This is a genomic window from Methanococcus maripaludis C5, from assembly GCF_000016125.1.
In the GTDB taxonomy this organism is placed as follows: Archaea; AGJL01; Methanococci; order Methanococcales; family Methanococcaceae; genus Methanococcus; species Methanococcus maripaludis_D.
This window is the reverse complement of record NC_009135.1, coordinates 97254-119207: the sequence shown is the minus strand read 5'-3', so window position 1 is coordinate 119207 and position 21954 is coordinate 97254. Positions and strand designations below refer to the sequence as shown.

The following is a 21954-nucleotide window of genomic DNA, read 5'->3' as shown; positions in this document are numbered from 1 at the left end:
ATCCCCAATATTCAAAAATATATATGGAGACTGAACAATGGATTGGCCGTTTAAAGCTTTTACATTAACGTTAATTACACTATCCTTATTAGTAGCCGCTAGCGCAAATTGTGTCTTCGATGGATGTGAACCAACTTTTTCAAACGTAACTTACCAAAATTTTAACGAAAACTATTCTAATTTATTTGATAACAACCATAATCTATTCTTCGAATTAAACAGCCTTTTTAAAAATAATTTGGACTACAAGACTTTTGAAGTTAAAGCATATGCTCCCCTGAAAAAGACGTCTTCAAAAATAGATTTTCTTGAATCAAGATATGTTCCAGTGACTACGGTAGACACGTCTTCTGAAGATAATACCGACACGTCTTCTGAAGATAATACCGACACGTCTTCTGAAGATAATACCGACACGTCTTCTGAAGATAATACCGACACGTCTTCTGAAGATAATACCGACACGTCTTCTGAAGATAATACCGACACGTCTTCTGAAGATAATACCGACACGTCTTCTGAAGATTACGTTTATTTACCTTCAAAAATTACTCAATCTCCAAAAACATCGCTATATATCATTAAAACTACACAAGAACCAGTAGTAGAAGAACCAGTAGTAGAAGAACCAGTAGTAGAAGAACCAGTAGTAGAAGAACCAGTAGTAGAAGAACCAGTAGTAGAAGAACCAGTAGTAGATAAAAACTCATTGATTGAACAATATATATTAGACTATACCAATATAGAACGCTCCTCATATGGACTCGATGAGTTAATATTAGATAGTAAGTTAAGTCAAATTTCACAAGCTCATAGTGATGACATGGTGGAAAATGATTATTTTTCCCATGTAAACTTAGATGGAGAAACTCCTACCGATAGGGCCATTGCAGCAGATTATAACGTTGTAAAATACCTAGGAGACGGATATTACGCTACAGGAATTGGCGAAAATATTGCAAAAATGCCTACTGGCAATGTAATTGGAATTGGATATGTTTCAGACGATGCTGAAAGTATTGCAAAAGCTATCGTGGATGCCTGGATGGATAGTCCCGGCCACAGGGCAAATATTCTAAACTCCCAATACACCAATATGGGCATAGGCGTATCTTTTGATGGTACGTATTATGTTGCTACCCAAAATTTCTATTAATCAAATTAATCTATCTTTTTTTCTATTTTTTCAAACGAAATTTAAAGCTTTTGGCTATTTATCAATTTTTCTTGAATTTAAGACCCAAAAATATTAATAAAAACGAAACAATAGCTGATATCATTCAAAATTATCGTAATGGTGAATCTATGAAAGCGGTTATTTTTATTATGGATGGGCTTGGAGATAGGCCAAACAAAGATGGAAACACTCCGTTAAAAGAAGCTAAGACTCCAGTAATGGACAAAATGGCCAAAGACGGAATTTGTGGACTTATGAACGCTGTTGATGTTGGAGTGAGACCTGGAAGCGACACTGCACACCTCGCAATTTTAGGCTACGACCCATACACAACATATACTGGAAGGGGGCCATTTGAAGCATGCGGTGTTGGAGTTACAGTAAAACCTGGAGATATTGCATTTAGATGCAATTTTTCCTCAGTTAATGAAAATTTCATTGTAACAGATAGGAGAGCTGGAAGAATTGAAGATACGTCGGAACTTGAAAAAGAGCTCGATGGACTAAAAATTGACGATATAGATATTATTTTTAAAGAGTCTGGAGGATACCGAGCGGCCCTTGTTTTAAGAGGTCCTGGTTTAAGTGATAAAATAAGCGATGCAGACCCTAAAAAAGAAGGAAAAAGAGTAAAAGAAATACATCCTCTTGATAATTCAAAAGAAGCTAAAAAAACTGCGGAAATTGTTAATAAATTGTTAAAAATTGCTTACGAAAAATTAGATAAACACCCCGTGAACGAAGAGAGAAGAAAACAGAACTTGCCTGTTGCAAACATGATCGTTCCACGAGGTGTTGGACAGGTTCCAGAAATTATGCAGTTTAGTGAAAAAACTGGACTTAAAGGGGCATGTATTGCAGGAACTGGACTTATCAAAGGAATTGCAAAAATGGTCGGGTTAGATGTTATAGATGTTGAAGGTTGTGATGGAACTCCGAATTCAGACCTTATGGCCAAAGCATGTGCAATTGTTGAAACACTTAAAGATTACGACTTTATACTTGTAAACGTAAAAGGCGCAGATGAAGCAGGACATGATGGAAATTACGAACTTAAAAAAGAAATAATTGAAAAAATTGATGAAATGCTCGATTACATTACAAAAAATATCGACAAAGATGAAGTTTACATTGCAATGTCGGGAGACCACTCAACCCCGATTGAAGAAATGGACCACTCTGCAGACCCCTTACCAATATTAATCTGGGGAAAAAGTGTTAGAGTTGACGATGTTGAAAAATTCGACGAATTTTCCACATATAAAGGTGGATTGAACTGGATAAAAGGAACAAATATTATGCCCATTTTAATGGACCTTATGAGTATTGCAAAAAAATATGGTGCGTAAATTAAAATCCAAAATCTATTTTTGGATTAATTTTTCTATTTTTGTTAGTAAGTAAAACTACCCTGCTTTCAGGAGAATCATCTTCAATTTCAAATATACTGTTTTCACCTAAAATTTTACCCATTTCCAAAAGTTCATCTTGTTTTACCATATCATCAAGATTTAATCTTTTTCTTGAATATCCAACATTCATGTAAGATTTTAGTTCAATGAAGTTTGAGTTTGCTCTTTCGAATAATTCTTTGAATTTCAAAATATTATCGTTTATATTTCGAATAACCGTGGTTCTAATGCAGGTTCGTTTTTTTGAGTCTAAAATATCCAAAGTATTTAATATGGATTCCCAGTTGTCTTTTGTTCCGCCACATATTTTCTTGTAGCTTTCTAAATCGTATGCATCAAGGGAAATATAGAGCTGTGTTGGATTTACCTTTTCAATTACATCAGTTAAAATTCCGTTTGAAACTAAAAATGTGGACATTCCCTTTTTATGGAATACTTCGATTAATTCGTCAATGTAAGGATACATCGTAGGCTCTCCTGAAAGGGAAAGTGCAACGTGTTTTGGTTTTGTTGCTTCGAGGTACTTTTCTTCACCAATCCTGTCCAAAATTCCCTTGTATCCCGTTATGATAGTTTTATGCATGCTTAAAATATCTTCTGCAACAACTTCTGGTTCTTTCCATTCTGGAGATTCAAATGAATCCAATCCTAAATCTTTTGGAAGAACCCTCCAACAAAAAATACATGATTGCTGACACCATGCAACTGAAGGAGTACTTTGAACACATCTATGGGTGTTTATGCCGTAAAACTTTGATTTATAGCATTCTTTTCCTTCTAAAAAAGATTTTCTAACCCATCCACAGAGTTTTACCCCGCTGTGTTCTTTTAACTGGTAGTGCTGTTTTCTTAAAATATTGTGTATTTGTTCAGGAATCATAATTATCACCATTGTATTCAAGCATTGTTTAATTACTTATATCTTTTAAACTATGCGTTCTATATGGCAACATTTAAATATATGATAATTTATTATAAGTAAGGTATGATAAGAGTTATAGGTGTAATCGGAAGAAAGGATACTGGAAAAACAGGTTTGATAGCCAATATCCTCAAGAACTTGGATGGCATGTCGGTTGCGACAGTTAAAAATTCACATATGGACATAGACGTTGATTCCCCAGATACTGACTCGTACAGGCTAAAACAGCTTGCTGATACTTCTGTTTTTGTTACTCAAAAAGGCTCTGCCTTTTATTATAACAGGATGAATTTGAAAGAAATCCTTGCAAAGCTCGACTGCGACCTTGTTTTCGTTGAAGGTTTTAAAGAAGATTTGATCGAATTAAATATTCCAAAAATACTTGTAACTGAAGGGGGACGGGGCGCTGAATTGAAAGACAACCAGACCATAATGGTCATTGATGACTTCAAATATGATATAGATGAAGTTACTGCCCAGGTTCTTGAAAAAGCTATAGTTCCAACGTATAACCTAAACTGCGGTCACTGCGGATACAACTGCAAAGGTTTTGCGAATAAATTGGCTTCGGGCGAAGTTAAATGGAACAAATGTGTTATGTCAACAGCATTAACACTGATAGTCGATGGCAGAACAATCCCGGTAAATCCATTTGTTTCCGACATTATAAAAAACACTCTGAAAGGGATTGTAAGAACACTGAAGGGTACGGAAAACCCTGAAACAATTTCAATCAAAATTGAAAAGAAATAACACTCTTATTTTTGAATAAAGATCCCATACCGAGTATTATGGACTTTTTTCGTATCTCAAAATATTTAAATATTGTAATAAATAAAATATATTACGGTTATTTGGTGATACTATGGCTATGGAAGAATACAAGTACGAATATATGGCTGAAGTCTTTAAGGCGTTCGCTGACCCCACTAGATTAATGATTTTGGAGCTTTTGAGTGAAAACGAAAGCATGTGCGTATGTAAAATTATTGATGAGTTGAAAAAACCCCAACCAACAATTTCCCATCACCTGAACATATTAAAGAAGTCTGGAATCATTAAAGCCAGAAAAGAAGGTACCTGGAACCACTACTATATTGTAAATCCAAAGGTAAGGGAAATGATATCTATTATGGGCGGAATTGTAGATTAATCATTGTATTAACTGTGATAAATTGGTCTTTGACCATCATAGTTAATTTTATATACCAAATATCACTATTAGTGAATAATTAAAGTGATATTTTGAGACTTGAGGATAAATAAAACATAATTTTCTTTTTTAATTTTGTAATTAAAACAATTTTCATCGATTTATTCAATTTACAGGTTATGCGTTGTGAGAATATGGGAATACAAGAAGATATCAAGAAATTGGAAGACGAACTATTACATACCCAATATAACAAGGCCACCCAAAAACACGTTGGAATATTAAAAGCAAAACTCGCCAAATTAAGGGATGAACAGCAAAACCCAAAAGGATCAGGTGGATCAAGTGGACCTTCATATGCAATTAGAAAAACGGGAGATGCAACAGTTGCTTTCGTCGGATTTCCGTCAGTTGGTAAATCAACACTTTTGAATAAACTTACCAATGCAAATTCAGAAGTTGGAGCGTATGCATTTACAACACTTACAATTATTCCGGGGCTTATGGAGCACAAAGGCGCTAAAATTCAGGTTTTGGATGCACCAGGAATTATTTCTGGAGCTTCTTTTGGTAGAGGTAGAGGTAGCGAGGTTTTAGCAGCCGTTAGAAACGTGGACTTAGTAATGCTCGTTGTGGATGTATTTTCACCAGAACACATCCCAATCCTTGAAAAAGAGCTTGGAAACGTAGGTATCAGACTTGATCAGGAAAAACCCGACGTAAAAATTGAAAAACACGATCGTGGTGGACTTGCAATCAATAAAACCGTTAACTTAACAAAGATAGATGAAGGCACCATAACTGCAATAGTTGGAGAACACAAAATCCACAATGCAGCTATTCTAATAAGGGAAGATATTAATGCAGACCAACTTATCGATGTTGTATTGAATAGCAGGTCATATATCCCAACACTTGTTATTGTAAACAAGATCGATCTTGCAGATGAAGCAAATTTAAAAAAGACAGAAGCTGCAATTGGCGACAGACCACACGTATTTGTTTCAGGACATAAAGAAATTAACCTTGAAGAATTAAAAGACAAAATCTTTGAAACTTTAGGATTTATAAAATTATACTTAAAACCTCAAGGTGGAAAAGCAGACCTTGAAGAACCTTTGATTATCTTAAAAAATTCAACTGTTGAAGATGTTTGTAACAGGCTTCACAGGGATTTTGTTAAAAATTTCAGATACGCACTTGTCTGGGGGGATTCTGCAAAACACCCTGGCCAAAGAGTAGGATTAGACCACGTACTAAAAGACGGCGATATATTGACGATCGTTGTTAAAAGAGCACTTTAATGGTAGATAAAATGGATAATGAAGAATATACTAAAATTATTGAAGCTGGAAAAATTGCTTCACAAGTTAAAAAAGAAGCCATAAAATTAGTAAAACCTGGTGCAAAACTCTACGATGTTGCAGAATTTGTAGAAAACAGGACAAGAGAACTGGGAGCAGGTGTCGGATTCCCGTGCAATATTTCATTAAACAATATTGCTGCACACTACAGCCCGTCATATGGCGATGAGTCTGTTTTTTCAGAAGAAGATATTGTGAAATTAGATTTAGGATCTCACGTTGATGGATTTATTGCTGACACTGCAGTAACTATTGATTTATCTGGAAAATATTCTGACTTAAAAAAAGCTTCAGAAGATGCATTGAATACAGTAATTAAAGAAATCGTTCCTGGAATAAATGTTGGTGCAATGGGGAAAATAATTCAGGAAGTAATTGAAAGTTACGGGTATAAACCAATTTCAAATCTTTCTGGGCACGTTATGCATCAGTATTCACTCCACTCAGGAGTAAGTATTCCAAATGTTTCTGAAAATACAAGAGATACAATTGATATTGGCGACCTCGTTGCAATTGAACCATTTGCAACAGACGGATTTGGACAAGTTGTCGATGGAAAAGACGTATACATCTTTAAATACTTAAGATCAAGACCAGTAAGACTTCCAGCTGCACGAAACTTATTAAGAGATATCGAACAAAACCATGCATATCTACCATTTTCAGAAAGAGACATGGCAAAAATCGATAAACATTACAAAACGGGCTTAAAAGGCTTGATGATGGCAGGCGTATTATACGGATACCCAACATTAGTTGAAAGAGAACATGGAATGGTATCCCAGTGTGAACATACAGTCTTAATTACCGAAAATGGTGTTGAAGTCACCACAAAATAATTTAAAATAAAAGGTGAAGTTATGATCGTCATTTTAAACAACGGTGGGCAGTACGTACACAGGATCCAGAGAAGCTTGAAGTACCTTGATGTACCTGCTAAAATAATTCCAAATTCAACCACTCTCGAAGAAATTATTGCAGATTCTGAAATAAAAGGAATAATATTAAGCGGTGGACCAGATATTACGAAAGCTACAAACTGCGAAAATATTGCATTAAATTCAGAACTTCCAGTTCTTGGAATCTGCCTTGGACACCAGTTAATTTCAAAAGCATATGGTGGAGAAGTTTCAAGAGCCGATTCAGAAGAATACGCGAGTATTAAAATTTACGTAAAAGAAGAAAACGATCTATTCAACGGAGTTCCAAGCGAATTTACTGCATGGGCTTCCCATATGGATGAAGTTAAAGTAATACCTGACTGCTTTGAAGTTTTAGCTTACTCTGACATTTGTGGAATAGAATCAATAAAACACAAAGAAAAATCAATTTACGGTGTTCAATTCCACCCTGAAGTGTCACACACTGAATACGGGGATGTAATTTTGAAAAACTTCTGTAAAAAATGCGGATTTGAATTTGAAGAATAAATTAAATAAAAAAAAGTTTTATTTTTTTAAAAATTATTTATCCATAATAATAGTATTATCACTTAGCAAAGCTATCTCTTCTTCAGTTAAAACTTCTTCTTTTACGCCATCCCCAATTATTGCACTGTGTCCAAGTGGATCTTCAATAATTAAAGTTATTTTTTCTTTTCCAAGTCTTACTTCTTCTAATTTCTCGATTAATTCTTCTGCTTTTTTCTTTTCGTCTTCGCTTTCTACCCAAGACATTAATGTTTTGATTGCGCCTTCCATTCTTGTTAATACACCTTCAACATTTGAAACGTATGCTTCTGATGCGGGACCTGGGGACACCTCAAACCCAAATTCAGGTATTGAAATATGGCCTGATGAACCTCGTATAACCCGTTTATTTAAATCATATTCGTCTTCGACTCTTAAAGTATATCTTTTAGGTTCTTTTACATCTACTGGGAATATATCACTTTTTTTGTATTTGCATTCCTCGCAAAAAATAGTAGTTTCGATAACTTTTCCAAAGTAAGGTATTTCGAGTTCCTGAGTAATGAGTTTTAATGAATTCTCTTTTCTGCAGATTGGGCAGTCCATTACATTACATTGTTTTTCCATGTTTCTCACCTAATTACTAGCAAAAACATTTACTTGCTTCTAGGATAAAAAAATATTTCTGAAAAAATCTGTGATAAATTTTGGTAAGCATGCTCAATATGTACATATATTAATATAAAGAATCTATAATGATTAATCATGATAAATACCGGCCAAACCATATAAAGATACATAATAAATGCGACCAAAAATACACCCATTTGCCATTTGAACCTGTAACTTTGGAGTAAATGGGGTAATAATATATCCAAAAATCCAAGTAAAAAATTATATATAGATAATCCGACTAGAATAATATTATTCTTAGGAAATAATTTTTAGGTCCAAGAGTGTCTAAAAGTGGTAAAATGTACGACAAATTAAAAATCATAGAAAGGGCAATTCTGCTCAATCCCGAAAATATAAAAGTTTTTCGTGAAAAGCTCAAGATAACCCAGTCCAAACTTGCTGAAGAAAGTGGGGTTAGTCAGTCCCATTTGAGTATGCTTGAAAAAGGAAAACGGGAAATTGGGGAAGCACATGCTGCCGCAATAACGCTTGGGATGCTTAAATGTAGTAATTTTTGGGATAAAGAGAATCCTGTTTTATATTTATTAGACGTACTTTCATTGACAAAACTTGAAGGTGCTATTGTCGATTTTATCCAGGATTTAACGTCAAAAAACGATATCTTCTGTAAAAGATATATTGAAGGACATCCTGTGTATATTATAGATATAAAATATTTTACTGGAGAAATCAAAAAACGACTTGGTGTCGTAGATATCAATGAAGTTGATTTTTTCAGGGGCAGAATGAATATTAGAGGATTGCACCTTGATAAAAAAACCGTACTAATCCAGTTAGACTGCTCAGACATTCGAAGGCTTGAACATAAGGTATCTAACGTATTGAATAACAAGACAATAATTCAAATATTCCCAAAAGAGGAAGTTCCCCCAATATATTCAATAAAAAAAGACTGCATGATTGTACACTGCTGGTGATTTCATGATTTTATTAATTAACTATGCAGTAGCTCTTGTTTCTTCAATTGTAGTTGGAGCAATTTTGGGTATGAAAATCTCATTTGATATGGATTCGTTTGAAGGATCAGTACTATTTCCAACTCCATTTGTAGCACTTGGCTTGACTGCTTTAATAGGCTACTTGATAACATTAGACCTGATTTCCAGTGTAATCATCGGAATTTTTGCGAGTGTTTTCTCAAAATTTGCAAATAAAATATTCCCAGGTGTTACTGATGTTAATTGAAACTGGAAAGATATTGGCTGCATTTGCAGTTTGCTGGTTAAATTTTGTTATTGTTGATACCTACTTTGGACTTCCAAAAAAACCAGGAGTGCTTGGTGCCAAAGTAATCGGTGAAAAGATAGAAAATGTCGGTGGAAACATTAACGGTGGCTATTTCATGGGAAATATCGTATGTTCCCCTGATGCATCGGCAGGAACATTGATGGCTTCAATATTCTACTATTTAATGGGATTTGAAGGAGGATTAATTGCTGCATTGTTCATTTACATTGGAAACAGGTTGTGTAACGATACAGGTTATGCAGGAACAATTGGAGCAATTACTGCTACAATATTGATTTATTTACTTAGCGGATTTATAAGTGCTGAATACTTTATTGCAGGAATGGTTCTCGCAATATTCTCAATTCAGGGCGTAGATCACAGCGCTGCATCAAGACTTCTCGGCAGTATTGCTCGAAAAATGGGGAGGATATAATGGAATCGTCTCTTGTAACATTTGTTATCGGAATTGTAGGGATAATTTCAGTTATAAAAGTATTTCTGACAAAAAGCAGAGCATTGAAACTCCCTATACTTTGCTGCATTAACTTCTGCATTGCCGCACTAATTGCACTCTACATAAAAAGCCCAATGGGTGCAATTGCCGCAGTTGTTTACTTCATATCATCAACAGTATCCAGTAATGCGATAGCCCATACACTTGGAGAACTCGATAAAATGGATGAATTTGAGAAGAAAAGGTGATTTTGATGGAAATTCTACCTATCGTTGCTGCCGGGTGCTGTATTCTTGGAGGAATAGGTACCATCATTCATACGCACAATATTAACAAGATAATCATGTTTGCACTTCTTGAAAGCGGACTTATCGGATTAATTGCTTCATTCTACTACCTAGATGTTGCAATTATTTCCTCGATGTTAGAACCAGTTGCTACATTGATCTTGCTTTTGGGCGTGTTAAAATATGAATATATGCTTAAAAATAAGAAAAAATATAGTACAGAAGTCCCTGTGCTTACCAAATAGGTGATAAAATGGATTTAGTTACCTTGGCAATGTATGTGGGCTACTTCTTACTCATATTGGGTACAGTCGGTGCAGTTATTGGACCATTAACCAAAGATCCATTTAAGAGATTTTTAAACATCGAAGTTCCCTCAATTGGTGTTTGTTTAATATTTCTCGCATACAACCAAACTCTTGCACTTATGACCTTCCTCGGGGTAAATGCTATCCTTACACTTGTACTCGTGAGAGCGATTATCAAAAATGAGGAACTGGAGGAATAATATGAAAAAGATAAATGAAGCCTGGAATTATATTTCAAAGCCCAGTGCAGTCTCCAGATTGTTTGCAGGATTTATTTGTATAGTTTTATTCATCGGTATATTCCTACCTACGGAATTTACAAGCGACCAGTTATATCCAAAAGATGCAATCCAAAATCAGGTTTTGAAAACCCCTCTTGCACCATACGACAGAGGAGGAATCACCTTAACAGAACCTGCAGATATAAAATCTCAATACCCTAAATATCAAGGTATTGGGGGCCAAATTACTGCTTATTTATCCCCTGTTGCTATTGCAATAAGTGAAAATACAATGTACTTTGGTACAACAATTGTTTCAACCCCTGGTGGAATATTAGATGAGATATTATACTATACAAGAGGATTTGACACAGTTTTAGAGTCTTTGACCTTGCTCCTCTCGTTTACAATATTTGGATGGCTATTCCTAAATAGGAATAATCGGGTGAAATAATGGACTACGTAAGTTTATTATTCAGTAGAACCGTTACTGTCGGATTAATAGTTGGAATAATTTCGCTCTATTCTATTTCTCGCCAAAAAACAGATCTTAACATGATTTTGTTAACGGACCTTGTAGAATATGGAATGCTCGTAATTATTGCAGCAATTGGTTCAGACCTTGCAGAAGCACTTATCCTTCCAGGATTGGTTGTAGGTATGGCTGAATTATTGGCAGTTGCAGAAATATATGTTTCAAGAAATGATTTAAGAAAACAAAGTAAAAAGAAAAGATCAAAACTTTTAGAAGAGTTTACGATTAAAGAAACCCCCAACATGGACATAAACTTTAGTAAAATGGAAGTGCTCTACACCACCCCAAAATTCTTTGCATTTGTTCTCGTTGTTTACGGTGCAATGCTAAGCGGATTTACCGGTGGGGCAGTCATGGCAAGCGGTCTTTTGTTCTACGTATTGGCAAAAAGAGTACTTGGTCAGAAAATACTTCCAGAAGATTTAAAAGTATCCTGGGAAGGAATTTCAGCATTTTCAGGAATTGCATGGGCAATTTGGATACTCGGGTTTATTGGATTTTTCTTATTCCCTTCAAAATGGCCATACTTCCTAATTATAGCCGGATTTGGACTTGCATTAAAAGTAGGTTCTAAACTCGGACTAATTGGAGAGTTGTTCGAATAACTTCGACCAAAGGTGATTAAGATGCTCGTTGAATATATCGCAGGAAACTTTCACGGAATAATTCCTTTGGGAGATATTATATTCTACATGACCGACTTCTCGCTTATAGCATTCATAATAGCGATGCTTTTCACGGCCATAGTATACCTTACAAAACCTGAAAAACAGCTAGAAGCTCAAGTACATGAATTTGGTGACAAATTTAATTACGTGACAGTTGAAGAACTTAAAATAAGAAGATTTATGTCAATAGTTTGTGGTATTGCTACTGCGTTTTCAATGCTAACTGGAGATCTCTTCGACTTTGCATTATTCCTTGCAGTAATTGGTATTACAAACATTGGAATTGTTTCGGCAGTTAAAAAAGAATGGGTCTTGAATGCAGCATTTCACTATGGAATCATTGCAATAATTTCATCCCTTCCATTATTTGGTGGTGCTGCACTGATTTTAGGAAAAACAGGAACTCTTTCAATATTTGAACTTGCAAAAAATGGTAATGAATTATTCTATCAAAAACTACTCTACGCAGTTGGAATGATTGGAGAAACTGGTGTTGCACCGTTTTATGCAGCAAAAGCGGAAATGTTCAGGGCTCCAGGGGCACCTTACATTCTGATGATACACCTTTCATCCCTTTTGGTTATCGTAAGAACCGTAGAAATTCTGCTTACAATATCTTAAGGTGAAAAAATGAGTCCAGAAACGAAAAGTGGGTTTATAGCACTTATAATTGGAATCTTGGGATATATCGGAACACTTTACCTAAATTCCCAGAATGAAATGGTAACGTATTTACTAACAGCAGTATTTACCCCATTCTTAATTTTCGGTATTGCGATGTTCCTTAATCCAAAATCGAGAAGAGAAAAAATTGGCCAAATTCCGTTCAGAGGGTGGTAATTTGAGCGCAGCGCTTAGTATGGTTAACGGACTTATGTATGCATTGTATGCCTTTTTAATTGGTAGCATATTGCTTGGATTCCACAGAAAACTTATGGCAAGGATTCAGTGTCGACCAGGACCCCCAATTATTCAGTATTTAATTCATACATTCAAATTTTACTTTAAAGAACTAACGTTCCCGATCTCAGCAGGAAATCCATTGTACGTCTTTGTGGCTTTAATGGATATTATGGTCTGGATGAGTGCACTATCAATTGCGGTTGTCTTTGAATCATCCTTGTTGATATTAATCGGACTCTACATCATGCAAAAGATTGTTGAACACGGTTGTGGTCTAAGTAGCGGATCCCCATATGGAAAAGTTGGTGGTGTTAGAAGTGTTTTCTCAGCCGCTGCAGAAGTTCCACTCTTTGCTGCTGCTGGAATCGTCTATACTGTGACTGATTCATTAATGATTGGAGACATTATCAACTATCAAGCCATAAATGGGCCGTTGTTGTTCCAACTTCCAATATGTGCTTTTGCAGTATTTGTGTTAGTTCTTTCAAAAGCGCCTTTCAGCCCATTTGCGATAGTAAAAGGAAAAGATATCGTAAGCGGATACATTACCGAACACTACGGGCCTCTCGAAGCAATTATCATGATTGGAGACGCAATGGCATGGTTTGTATTATTATGGCTATTTATGGCATTGTTTTTAGGCCCATTAGTCTTGGCAAGTTCAGTTTTGACTTTAGTTGGAATGTTTGTCTTAACGGTGGTTATTGCATTCATCTGCGCTTTGACTCCTCTGCTTGCTCCAAATCATTCAGTAATGCTCCAAATTACAATTGCATCACTTACGCTAATTGATCTGGCTTACAGAATCATCCATTAGGTGTTATCATGAAACAGTACATCCAGTTACTTTCAATTGCAGGATTTGTGGTTTTGGGAATGATAGTACTTATTAACATACTTCAATACCCTGTAACCCCAATTTTAGGCCTTTTCGTAGTCCTTCTCATGGGAATCTTAGTATTAATTATTCAGAACAAAAAAATAACCCATTTAATAGAAACTACAGAGCATTTAATGATGCTGGCTGTATTAATTGCGTTTATCTATTTAGGATATTTCGCATTTATCACAGGGTGATTTTATGAACGAAGTTCCATTCATGCTACTTTATTGCGCAATTACATTTGTTATCGGATCGGCTCTTGGGTTATCCTACAGCTACAAAAAATATGGAAAACCTTACGTAGAAAAAACCCTCGACAGTGTTGCATTAGTTTCTGCAATTATTGGGGGGCTTGCTTTTACAGTAAATGCGCCAATATCTGTGTTATTCCTTGCATTCCCACTTGGAATGAGGCCCGGATATGGACATTCCGAATTCAGTCTTGGACTATTAATTGCACTTATCGGCTATATCTTACTAACAATTGGGCTAATCTAGCAAAAAGGTGAAAATATGCTAGAAGAAATTGATAAAAATTATGAAAATTCAAGTTTAGAGCAAAAATACAATATAATAAAGGGCAATCGTTACATTATGGAAGAAGCGATTGTTCCAATTTCAAAAGCTCTCAAAATGTCAATGGAAGAAGTCATTGATGTATTTGTAAAGACTTGTGATGGAGTGGCTCTTTATGAATCTCACGCATACGTTGAACAGGCTAAAATGGGATGCCTTGGAAGAAAAGTAGATATCGATTTAGGTTTGTGTTGGATTGCAGACTTTTTCGGATTGATATCAAAACAAGATGCCGATTTAATAAGAAAAAGGGTCGTTGAAGATACAATTATCAGAAAAAAACCGTACAAAGAAGCGCTTGAAGAAGGCCGTGCACTTACAGTTAAAATCCTGAAAGGCGAGGAATAGATTAAGTTGGAGATGATCTCGATGATTAAAGATTTTGTAAGAAAACGATCAATTAACGTCTGTCTGGTAAATACTGGTGGTTGCAATGGTTGTGATATCGAAGTAGTGTCCTGCCTTGCCCCAAGGTATGATATCGAACAGTACGGAATTTATGTGCATAACAATCCAAGAGAAGCCGATGTTTTAGTTGTAACCGGCCCTGTGACTGGAGCTTGGGAAAAAAGACTTCTTGAAATTTACGAAAAGACCCCCGAACCTAAAATAGTTATCGCGGTTGGTGCGTGCGCACTTAGTGGTGGAATATTTAAAGAAGGGCATATTCACGGGCCTGTTGACAGTGTAATTCCTGTGGACGCAAAACTTCCAGGATGCCCTCCAAGACCCTCAGAAATTATATCTGCAGTAGTCACAATTGCCCCAGATGCACTTGCTGCTAAAGAGAAATTACTTAATCAAAAATTAAAAGAAGAAAAAAATAAAGCCAAAGCATAATTTGAGATGATAGCATGAATGTAGTACCGATTGGACCCATTCACCCGATATTGAAAGAACCTTTGCGAATAAAACTCCTAGTTGAAGGGGAAAACGTAAAAGGTGCTGAAATAGACATGGGTTACGTTCACAGGGGTATTGAACGTATTATGGAAGGAAAACATTATTTGAAATGTATACACCTTTCAGAAAGAGTTTGTGGAATTTGTTCGTACATTCACACCCAATCCTTTGCAGAATGTATTGAAAACATGTGTAAAATTGAAGTTCCAGATAAAGCAAAATATTTAAGAGTAATTACCTGTGAACTTGAGAGAATTCACAGTCACTTAATTGCAGCAGCAGTTTACAACCTTACAATCGAGCATGAAACTATAGGGATATGGCTGTTAAATGTAAGGGAAACCTCCATGGATTTACTCGAATTAATTACTGGAAACCGGGTAAACATGGGTTTTAACGTTGTTGGAGGAGTAAGACTCGATTTAAACAAGGAAATTTTAGATACAATTCACAAAAAAATCGATGAATTTGAAGAAGATGTGAAAAATATCATTGAAGCATTCGAAACTGGGCCTTTGATTGCTTTGAGAAGTAAACATATTGGAAACATCGGATACAAAGAAATCATGAAAACACGTGCAGCAGGGCCTGTTGCTAGAGCTTCTGGAATTCCTGAAAGTGACTGGAGAATAAGACATGAAACTTACCAGGCATTGAATTTCAAACCCGATTGGAGAGATGAGGGGGACAACTATGCAAGAATGATGGTAAGGCATGACGAAGTTCTAACAAGTGTTGAACTTATAAGACGAGCCCTTGAACAGTACGCAGAATGTTCAGGAATTGTCAGAAATAAAGCTGAAATTAGGGCAACTGAAGGAGAATGGTATAATGAAGCCCATAGGGGTGAAGTTTACTATAAAATTGCAATTACTGATGGTGGACTCATAAAAAGGATTATTATAAGAACTCCAACAGTAATGAATCTTGAAGCTTACAAATACATGATAAAGGACTGTCCAACAATTGCGGATGCAGTTGCGACCTACACTTCAATAGACCCTTGTGTGTCATGTACTGAAAGAACTATCCAATTAAAAGACTTAAATAATGGAAAATTGAGCGACTACAAATTCCAATAAATAAACCTGATTGCAGGTGGTATTCATGTCATCATCTATTTGGTATCTTTACGAGTTCGTAAGAAAAAAATGGTTTATGAGATTTACAAACGCCAAATCTGAAAAGGGAAGTTTCATCCCACCGAAAAGATTTAGAAAAATTCCGGTAATTTTTGATTTGCCTGAAAAATGTATAAGTTGCAGTGCGTGTGCAGAATCCTGCCCGTCTGATGCAATTAAAATGGAATACAACGAAGAATTTAAAAAGAATATGCCGGTATTTGATGCAGGTTCCTGTATAAACTGTGGAAACTGTGTTGAATCATGTCCAACAAATGTTTTAGAGATGGGAACTCTTCGAAAAGAAGCTACTGAGCTTTTATGGAACGTTCCAAAACTTGTCAATCTTTTAATTGATGAAGAAATTTGTGTAAGTTGTGGCTCGTGTGAAAATGCATGTCCGGTTGATGCAATTTCGCATAACAGTAATGGACTTTACGAAATAGACGTTAATCTTTGCGTAAGCTGTAAAAACTGTGTTGAAGCCTGTCCTGTAGAAAATGCAATAGTCACTTACGATGAATCGGGACTTTCTGAAAAAATAGAAATCGCACAAAACATCAAATTTAACAGGAAAAGACTCGGAAGCGATTTTAAAGAAGAAACTGAATTAATCTCAGAAGTTCCAAGAATCGTTCCGAGTTTATGTATTGGCTGTGGGAATTGTGTTGATGTGTGTTCGGGTTCAATCGATCTTGAAAGGCTCGAAGTTACATCTTGTGTAAGGTGCGGAAAATGCCTTGAAGTGTGCCCCACAACTGCAATAAGAATCGGAATCCCTGAAAAAATTACTAAAAGAACTGCTGAATGCTACCTAGTCGATGAAGAAAAATGTATTGGATGTAGGATTTGTTACAGGGCATGTAATGTTCCTGAAGCAGTATCTATATCTAACGAAACCAATTTACCATATATTAATCCGGAATACTGTGTAAGGTGTGGACTTTGCCAAAATGCATGTCCGGTTGATGCAATAACTTACATTAAAACTGAAGTAGCCAAGGATCTATACTCCGAAAGAAAAGTACGGGATGAATTTGAAAATATCTTACATAACGACCTTGAAGAGTTCACCAAAAATTACGTGTTAGTGAAAGAAGAAATCAAAACTCTTGGAAAACAGTCGGTTTCAGATGAAAATATTGGTGAAAAGAGGAAGGATGATTGATATGATATCGGAAATTCTTAAAAAATACTTTGGTGACTTGGATATACAATTCGAACTTGACCGCCAGTACATCAATAATAAAATCGAAATAAATCCTGAAACTTGCATATTGTGCAATAGATGCCTTGAAGTGTGTCCAGTAACTGCAATCAGCTCAAATTTTTCAGAAATTCCAAATATTAATGATAAATGTGTTTACTGCAACACTTGCGTAGAAACTTGCCCAGTTAATGCCATAAACATTACTAAAACAAGGGTAAAAGTGGAAAATGGAAAGTTAATAATCGAAAATCGATTAAAAAGTGAAAATTTAGAATACAATCGACAGAAATGCGTAATGTGTTTAGTTTGTTCCAAAAACTGTCCATTTGGTGCAATATCTGAATCTGATGATAAAATTTCTTTCGATATGGAAAAATGCGTACTTTGTGGACATTGTGAAAAGATATGCCCTGCAAAAGCGATTAAACTTGAATAATACCTAAAAAGGTGTTTTAGATGATAACCGTAAAAAAACCAGTCCCAAAAATCATCTCAGATATTTCGGAAAAGCTCGGAATTGATGAAGAATCCGTAAAAAAGAAATTACAAGATATTATTGTGCCAGTTGAAAGGAATTTATACGTAGAAACCAATAAATGCGTTAGATGTGAACTTTGCTACGAAGTATGTCCTGTTCAGGCGATAAAAGAACCGAGTGTTAAAAGTCCTGCTGAAATAATTCCTGAAAAATGTGTAAAATGTGAAATATGTGCTAAAACCTGCCCAGTTGGGGCAATCAATGTCTTGGAAGGTCGTGCAGAATTAAAAGATGATAATGTAATTTACGAATTAAAAGAAATAGATGTGACCCACAGGAAAATACGACTTAAAAAACATGAACTCGACGAAGAATCCTGCATAAAATGTGGAATTTGCGAAAGATTCTGCCCGACTTCTGCAATAAAAGTTGAAAAAAGGACCAGTATCGATATAAACCTAGATCTCTGCATGGGATGCACTGCTTGTGAAAAAGTATGCCCTAAATCTTCGATAAAAGTTGAGAATGAAATGGGCGAAATTCCGACTGAAAATGTAATATCTTTAAATAATGACACCTGCATTAACTGTATGGTATGCAGTGAAATCTGTCCTGTTGGTGCGATAATTTACGAGGACGGACTGATGAAATTGGATGATAAAAAGTGCATATTCTGCGGAAAATGTGAGAAAAACTGTCCTGTAACTGCGATAGCAATTCAATCAAAAAATATGTAATCGGAGAGGGGTACTATGAAAGTAAAAAGCTTGATGGATAAAAAATTTATTAAAATATATCCTGATTTTACTGTACAGACGGTTATTGACTTAATGTATAAAAATAAAAAATTCAGCACACCAATTATTGACAATGACGGTAAAATGGTTGGCTGGACGACTGCTATTGATTTGATGGTAGTTTCCGATAAAAATATTCCAATAAAAGACATTATGAGTCCCATTGCGGATGTAATTGTTGTAAATAAAAACGAACCTGCAAGGGAAGCAGTTACCAAAATAGTTGAATACAAAGTTATAAGCATTCCAGTTTTAAATGACAGAGGACAGCTTGTTGGAATTGTTAGAAACTGCGATATTACAAAAACTCTTTCTAAACTGTACGACATTCCAGTACACAGTATTTTTAAATCATTAATGGGCGAATTAAAAGGGATTTCCTGGGAAGAATTAATGAATGCTGCTGCAATCGTTACAAAACAGACTACTGGTGAAACGATCACTGGTGAAGATTACGAAAGAAGAATAAAAGGTTCTACATTCGGGCAAGCCATCTGGGCTTGTGGGGGACTTGAAAAATTCTTTACCGGCCTTATAAAAATCGGTGAAGTTGCGCTCGCAAGAAAAGTAAGTTGCAAAAATGTCATAAAAAAATAACTAAAAATTTAGGTGTCTGAATGTCTGAACTTATAAACATTCCTAAATACGGCAGAAAAATTGATTTCTGGACCTGCCTTAAAAAAGCATTTGAAAAAAATGTTAAAATTGACATTGGGCACTTTAAAATCATTTGCATGTTTCTTGATGTCATGGATTTTTACGAAAACCTGAGTAAAGATACTTCTAAAAAAGAAGCGAGGAAAATTCTTGAAAAAGAAGGGATCTTTTCTAAAAATTCGGAATACATTTCAGGAGAATATATAAAAAAGCATATTGATAGAGAAAGTAGGGTTGCAGTTCATAATAGAATCAATGATTTAAGAAAACTTGAATTTAGTATTGAAACCAAGCCTGGGCCGCTTGGCGGATATAAATTACTAAAAACTCCGGACTGGTTTTTAAACGGAGAAAATGTTTAAACTTACATTTCTTTTTTGGACATGATTTCTACGATATCACAATCGAGATCTCCCATTGCTTTACTAATTTTTGAAATATTTTCAACGCATTCTTTAAAATTTTTGCCGACGATTCCATTTTCATAAGATATATCGACAAAAAGAGAAGAATACGCTGCAAAACATCCTGATGCAAGTTTTAATGCACATCCAACTTTTCCACCATCGCATATTATTCCAGGTAAATTTGCAGTGAATGTCCTTGCAGAACTATCAAATTTTTTAAGGTTTTTGCCATTTTTGTAGTGGCTAAGCCCAATAACTGCCCCCATTCCACCTTTACTTACGCATCCACACATTGATGAAAGGTATGATGAATTATACGTAGAATAAATTGTAACGAGCATTGAAAGAAGAACAGATTTTATTAATTTTTCTGAATTATTTTCAGTTGAAAAATCATAGGAAATTATTGGAAGTGTTGCCATGATTCCCATGTTTCCACTTTTTGCAACACTCATTGCAGTCATATTTTCCCCAGTCATTCGGATGTTGCAGGCTGACGTGGTTTTATTAACCATGTTTGACAAAATATCGGTCCCATAATTTAAAAAGTCGCCTTTAATTAAATTTTTATTTGTATAAATTGTTTTTTCAACCAGTTTAATAATTTCTTCTGGAATTTCGTCTAGATAATTTAAAAAATCCAATAATTCAAGGTTTTTGTATTTTTCTTTTTCAGAACTATTTATTTCCATATTTATTTTTTCTTTTTTAATTTCGGGAATTACAACGTTTAAATGATTGTCTTTAATTAAAGATTCATGAATTTTTCCAGAATTATCTTTAATTTTTACACTGCAGTATAATGGGCCATTAATTACTTTTATTTCGAGTTTTTCTTTGGTAAAATCTTCCAATTCTTGGCTGTAAGTTATATCGTTAAAAATTAAAAGTTTGTTTTTAGAATTTCCCAAAAATCCGCCAACAACTGCAGGCAGTAGTCCATATTTTCCAGTATTTGGAACTCCTACAGCGTAAACATTTTTAAAAGAGCCATTATTTAGTGTAAGTTCGATTTTTTCGATCGAAAAAGGATCTGAAATATTACAAAGTGAAACTGCGTAACCGATCAATCCAACTTCAGTACATCCCAATGCTTCCGTTACTTCGTTTTTTAATATTTTTGTAATTAAAATGCGTTTAGAATCATCCATAATATCAACTAAATATCTAGAAAATAAAAACAATATTTAAAAAAATTAATTTAATCAAAAATCTTTTTTATGTAAGGTTCAAAAGGAACTATCTCATCTTTTGTTCTCGGACTTATTGAAGCTACTTTTAGGGTTTTGTTTTCAGAATTTAAATCAATTGTAAGGGTTCCTGGAGTTAATGTAATGCTTGATGCAAGTAAAACTTGTCCCATTAAGCTGTTTATATCTGTGTTAATTTCAATAACTTCTGGGTCGATTTTACCATCGAAACTTCGTTTTACAACATCAATCCATGCTTCGCCCAAAGCCTTTAAAAAAACAATTAAATACCCGAAAAATCCAAAAAGCTTCATTTTAACACCTTTGTCCATGTGGGAACAATTCGTAATTATCAATAATGATAAATAGCTATATATAATTATCGTAACTATAAAAATATTAAAAAGAAGGCTCATTGTTTTAAAGATTTGAAAACAAAACACGATTTACTTTCAGAGTTTATGGTGTTCCAATTCTAATCCAAAATTGTTATTAATGGTGATAAAAATGAACGAAGAACTTCAAAATCAATTCATGGCGCTCGATGTTTATAACCAACAGGTGCAAAAACTTCAGGAAGAACTTTCAAACATTGATATGATGATTATGGAACTTTTAAAATCCATTGAATCTATGGAAGGTTTAAAAACCTCTAAAGAAATTTTGTTGCCACTTGGTGCAGGTGCATTTGTAAACGCACAAGTTCAAAATCCTGAAAAAATCGTTCTTTCAGTAGGAGTTGATGTTTTACTTGAAAAGGACGTTGACGAAGTAATCGTTGACTTCCAAAAAAGTGTTGAAGAGCTCGAACAGACCAAAGAACTTGTAAACACCCAGATCCAAAAAACAAACCAAGAAATTGTAAAATTAAGATCTGAACTCGAAAAAAGAGCTGCCGCAATTGAACAAAGAAGCGCTCAAATGAAACCTAGGACGAACTAATTTTGCCTAATTTTTAACTTTTAAATTAAATTTTAAAAAAATATAACCAAA

At 34.9% G+C, this 21954-nt stretch carries 33 protein-coding genes; 29 read left to right on the top strand and 4 right to left on the bottom strand.

Features of this window, described 5'->3' with window-relative positions:
- The first annotated feature begins 37 nt into the window (after positions 1 to 37).
- Both MMARC5_RS09905 and MMARC5_RS00715 read left to right on the top strand, forming a co-directional pair.
- Positions 38 to 1156 carry a CAP domain-containing protein gene (locus MMARC5_RS09905; protein ID WP_011867917.1) on the top strand — a complete coding sequence of 373 codons (1119 nt, stop codon included), beginning with the start codon at positions 38 to 40 and terminating at the stop codon, positions 1154 to 1156.
- A 149-nt stretch (positions 1157 to 1305) separates the two neighbouring features.
- The gene (locus tag MMARC5_RS00715) at positions 1306 to 2526 is read left to right on the top strand and encodes a 2,3-bisphosphoglycerate-independent phosphoglycerate mutase (RefSeq protein ID WP_011867916.1); all 1221 of its coding nucleotides are present in this window, start codon (positions 1306 to 1308) and stop codon (positions 2524 to 2526) included.
- Position 2527: 1 nt separating this feature from the next.
- On the opposite strand, the gene twy1 is transcribed toward MMARC5_RS00715, so the two are convergent.
- Positions 2528 to 3469, bottom strand: a complete 942-nt coding sequence (gene twy1 / locus MMARC5_RS00710) for a 4-demethylwyosine synthase TYW1 (protein WP_011867915.1) — start codon at positions 3467 to 3469, stop codon at positions 2528 to 2530.
- A gap of 105 nt (positions 3470 to 3574) precedes the next feature.
- Here twy1 and mobB point away from each other — a divergent pair, with 105 nt between their 5' ends.
- The 5 genes from mobB (at position 3575) to MMARC5_RS00685 (ending at position 7458) form a co-directional block, all read left to right on the top strand.
- Positions 3575 to 4264 (top strand): molybdopterin-guanine dinucleotide biosynthesis protein B, encoded by a 690-nt coding sequence (gene mobB, locus MMARC5_RS00705; protein ID WP_011867914.1) that lies wholly within the window; start codon positions 3575 to 3577, stop codon positions 4262 to 4264.
- A 112-nt stretch (positions 4265 to 4376) separates the two neighbouring features.
- Complete coding sequence (locus MMARC5_RS00700) at positions 4377 to 4664, top strand: ArsR/SmtB family transcription factor (protein WP_011867913.1); 288 nt, start codon at positions 4377 to 4379, stop codon at positions 4662 to 4664.
- A 194-nt stretch (positions 4665 to 4858) separates the two neighbouring features.
- A complete protein-coding gene (locus MMARC5_RS00695) occupies positions 4859 to 5968 on the top strand; it encodes an OBG GTPase family GTP-binding protein (RefSeq protein WP_011867912.1) in 1110 nt (369 codons plus the stop codon).
- An 11-nt stretch (positions 5969 to 5979) separates the two neighbouring features.
- Positions 5980 to 6867: a type II methionyl aminopeptidase gene (map, locus tag MMARC5_RS00690; protein ID WP_231288451.1), complete on the top strand. Its 888-nt coding sequence runs from the start codon at positions 5980 to 5982 to the stop codon at positions 6865 to 6867.
- A 21-nt stretch (positions 6868 to 6888) separates the two neighbouring features.
- Positions 6889 to 7458 (top strand): GMP synthase subunit A, encoded by a 570-nt coding sequence (locus MMARC5_RS00685; protein ID WP_011867910.1) that lies wholly within the window; start codon positions 6889 to 6891, stop codon positions 7456 to 7458.
- Positions 7459 to 7491: 33 nt separating this feature from the next.
- Here the strand turns inward: MMARC5_RS00685 and MMARC5_RS00680 are convergent, their stop codons facing one another.
- Complete coding sequence (locus tag MMARC5_RS00680; protein WP_011867909.1) at positions 7492 to 8064, bottom strand: ZPR1 zinc finger domain-containing protein; 573 nt, start codon at positions 8062 to 8064, stop codon at positions 7492 to 7494.
- Positions 8065 to 8411: 347 nt separating this feature from the next.
- On the opposite strand from MMARC5_RS00680, the gene MMARC5_RS00675 reads away from it, so the two are divergent.
- Genes MMARC5_RS00675 through MMARC5_RS00575 form a run of 21 tightly spaced genes read left to right on the top strand, consistent with a single transcriptional unit; the run spans position 8412 to position 19726 of the window.
- Positions 8412 to 9050, top strand: a complete 639-nt coding sequence (locus MMARC5_RS00675; RefSeq protein WP_048058430.1) for a helix-turn-helix domain-containing protein — start codon at positions 8412 to 8414, stop codon at positions 9048 to 9050.
- Between the two features lie 4 nt (positions 9051 to 9054).
- Positions 9055 to 9318, top strand: a complete 264-nt coding sequence (ehaA, locus tag MMARC5_RS00670; RefSeq protein ID WP_011867907.1) for an energy-converting NiFe hydrogenase A subunit EhaA — start codon at positions 9055 to 9057, stop codon at positions 9316 to 9318.
- The gene (locus tag MMARC5_RS00665) at positions 9308 to 9796 is read left to right on the top strand and encodes a hypothetical protein (protein WP_011867906.1); all 489 of its coding nucleotides are present in this window, start codon (positions 9308 to 9310) and stop codon (positions 9794 to 9796) included. Before ehaA ends, MMARC5_RS00665 begins: the two co-directional genes overlap by 11 nt.
- Positions 9796 to 10065, top strand: coding sequence for a DUF2109 domain-containing protein (locus MMARC5_RS00660; RefSeq protein WP_011867905.1), 270 nt, complete (start codon positions 9796 to 9798; stop codon positions 10063 to 10065). Before MMARC5_RS00665 ends, MMARC5_RS00660 begins: the two co-directional genes overlap by 1 nt.
- 5 nt (positions 10066 to 10070) lie before the next feature.
- The gene (locus tag MMARC5_RS00655; protein WP_011867904.1) at positions 10071 to 10349 is read left to right on the top strand and encodes an EhaD family protein; all 279 of its coding nucleotides are present in this window, start codon (positions 10071 to 10073) and stop codon (positions 10347 to 10349) included.
- 8 nt (positions 10350 to 10357) lie between these two features.
- Positions 10358 to 10612, top strand: a complete 255-nt coding sequence (locus MMARC5_RS00650; protein WP_011867903.1) for an EhaE family protein — start codon at positions 10358 to 10360, stop codon at positions 10610 to 10612.
- Position 10613: 1 nt separating this feature from the next.
- Complete coding sequence (locus tag MMARC5_RS00645; RefSeq protein WP_011867902.1) at positions 10614 to 11087, top strand: EhaF family protein; 474 nt, start codon at positions 10614 to 10616, stop codon at positions 11085 to 11087.
- The gene (locus MMARC5_RS00640; RefSeq protein ID WP_011867901.1) at positions 11087 to 11773 is read left to right on the top strand and encodes an EhaG family protein; all 687 of its coding nucleotides are present in this window, start codon (positions 11087 to 11089) and stop codon (positions 11771 to 11773) included. The genes MMARC5_RS00645 and MMARC5_RS00640 overlap by 1 nt, the downstream gene beginning before the upstream one ends.
- A 21-nt stretch (positions 11774 to 11794) precedes the next feature.
- Complete coding sequence (locus MMARC5_RS00635) at positions 11795 to 12457, top strand: proton-conducting transporter transmembrane domain-containing protein (RefSeq protein ID WP_011867900.1); 663 nt, start codon at positions 11795 to 11797, stop codon at positions 12455 to 12457.
- A gap of 9 nt (positions 12458 to 12466) precedes the next feature.
- Positions 12467 to 12676: a hypothetical protein gene (locus MMARC5_RS00630; RefSeq protein ID WP_011867899.1), complete on the top strand. Its 210-nt coding sequence runs from the start codon at positions 12467 to 12469 to the stop codon at positions 12674 to 12676.
- Between the two features lie 19 nt (positions 12677 to 12695).
- On the top strand, positions 12696 to 13556 hold the full coding sequence (locus MMARC5_RS00625; RefSeq protein ID WP_048058542.1) for a respiratory chain complex I subunit 1 family protein: 861 nt from the start codon (positions 12696 to 12698) through the stop codon (positions 13554 to 13556).
- An 8-nt stretch (positions 13557 to 13564) separates the two neighbouring features.
- On the top strand, positions 13565 to 13816 hold the full coding sequence (locus MMARC5_RS00620) for a hypothetical protein (protein WP_011867897.1): 252 nt from the start codon (positions 13565 to 13567) through the stop codon (positions 13814 to 13816).
- A 4-nt stretch (positions 13817 to 13820) separates the two neighbouring features.
- A complete protein-coding gene (locus tag MMARC5_RS00615; RefSeq protein WP_011867896.1) occupies positions 13821 to 14120 on the top strand; it encodes a DUF2104 domain-containing protein in 300 nt (99 codons plus the stop codon).
- A gap of 15 nt (positions 14121 to 14135) precedes the next feature.
- Complete coding sequence (locus MMARC5_RS00610) at positions 14136 to 14546, top strand: DUF1959 domain-containing protein (protein WP_011867895.1); 411 nt, start codon at positions 14136 to 14138, stop codon at positions 14544 to 14546.
- A gap of 21 nt (positions 14547 to 14567) precedes the next feature.
- Positions 14568 to 15038 carry an NADH-quinone oxidoreductase subunit B family protein gene (locus tag MMARC5_RS00605; RefSeq protein ID WP_011867894.1) on the top strand — a complete coding sequence of 157 codons (471 nt, stop codon included), beginning with the start codon at positions 14568 to 14570 and terminating at the stop codon, positions 15036 to 15038.
- Between the two features lie 14 nt (positions 15039 to 15052).
- Positions 15053 to 16183, top strand: a complete 1131-nt coding sequence (locus MMARC5_RS00600; RefSeq protein ID WP_011867893.1) for a hydrogenase large subunit — start codon at positions 15053 to 15055, stop codon at positions 16181 to 16183.
- A 25-nt stretch (positions 16184 to 16208) separates the two neighbouring features.
- On the top strand, positions 16209 to 17390 hold the full coding sequence (locus tag MMARC5_RS00595; RefSeq protein WP_011867892.1) for a 4Fe-4S binding protein: 1182 nt from the start codon (positions 16209 to 16211) through the stop codon (positions 17388 to 17390).
- Positions 17383 to 17868 carry a 4Fe-4S binding protein gene (locus tag MMARC5_RS00590; RefSeq protein ID WP_011867891.1) on the top strand — a complete coding sequence of 162 codons (486 nt, stop codon included), beginning with the start codon at positions 17383 to 17385 and terminating at the stop codon, positions 17866 to 17868. Before MMARC5_RS00595 ends, MMARC5_RS00590 begins: the two co-directional genes overlap by 8 nt.
- A 20-nt stretch (positions 17869 to 17888) precedes the next feature.
- Complete coding sequence (locus MMARC5_RS00585) at positions 17889 to 18647, top strand: 4Fe-4S binding protein (protein ID WP_011867890.1); 759 nt, start codon at positions 17889 to 17891, stop codon at positions 18645 to 18647.
- A 15-nt stretch (positions 18648 to 18662) separates the two neighbouring features.
- Positions 18663 to 19304 carry a CBS domain-containing protein gene (locus tag MMARC5_RS00580; RefSeq protein ID WP_011867889.1) on the top strand — a complete coding sequence of 214 codons (642 nt, stop codon included), beginning with the start codon at positions 18663 to 18665 and terminating at the stop codon, positions 19302 to 19304.
- Positions 19305 to 19324: 20 nt separating this feature from the next.
- Positions 19325 to 19726 carry an HTH domain-containing protein gene (locus MMARC5_RS00575; protein WP_011867888.1) on the top strand — a complete coding sequence of 134 codons (402 nt, stop codon included), beginning with the start codon at positions 19325 to 19327 and terminating at the stop codon, positions 19724 to 19726.
- A 2-nt stretch (positions 19727 to 19728) separates the two neighbouring features.
- On the opposite strand, the gene MMARC5_RS00570 is transcribed toward MMARC5_RS00575, so the two are convergent.
- Positions 19729 to 20922: an L-serine ammonia-lyase, iron-sulfur-dependent, subunit alpha gene (locus MMARC5_RS00570; RefSeq protein WP_011867887.1), complete on the bottom strand. Its 1194-nt coding sequence runs from the start codon at positions 20920 to 20922 to the stop codon at positions 19729 to 19731.
- A 50-nt stretch (positions 20923 to 20972) separates the two neighbouring features.
- Positions 20973 to 21377: a monovalent cation/H+ antiporter subunit E gene (locus MMARC5_RS00565; RefSeq protein WP_081430832.1), complete on the bottom strand. Its 405-nt coding sequence runs from the start codon at positions 21375 to 21377 to the stop codon at positions 20973 to 20975.
- 91 nt (positions 21378 to 21468) lie between these two features.
- On the opposite strand from MMARC5_RS00565, the gene pfdA reads away from it, so the two are divergent.
- Entirely contained in the window at positions 21469 to 21903 is a 435-nt protein-coding gene (pfdA, locus tag MMARC5_RS00560; RefSeq protein WP_011867885.1) for a prefoldin subunit alpha, read from the top strand.
- Positions 21904 to 21954 lie beyond the last annotated feature (51 nt).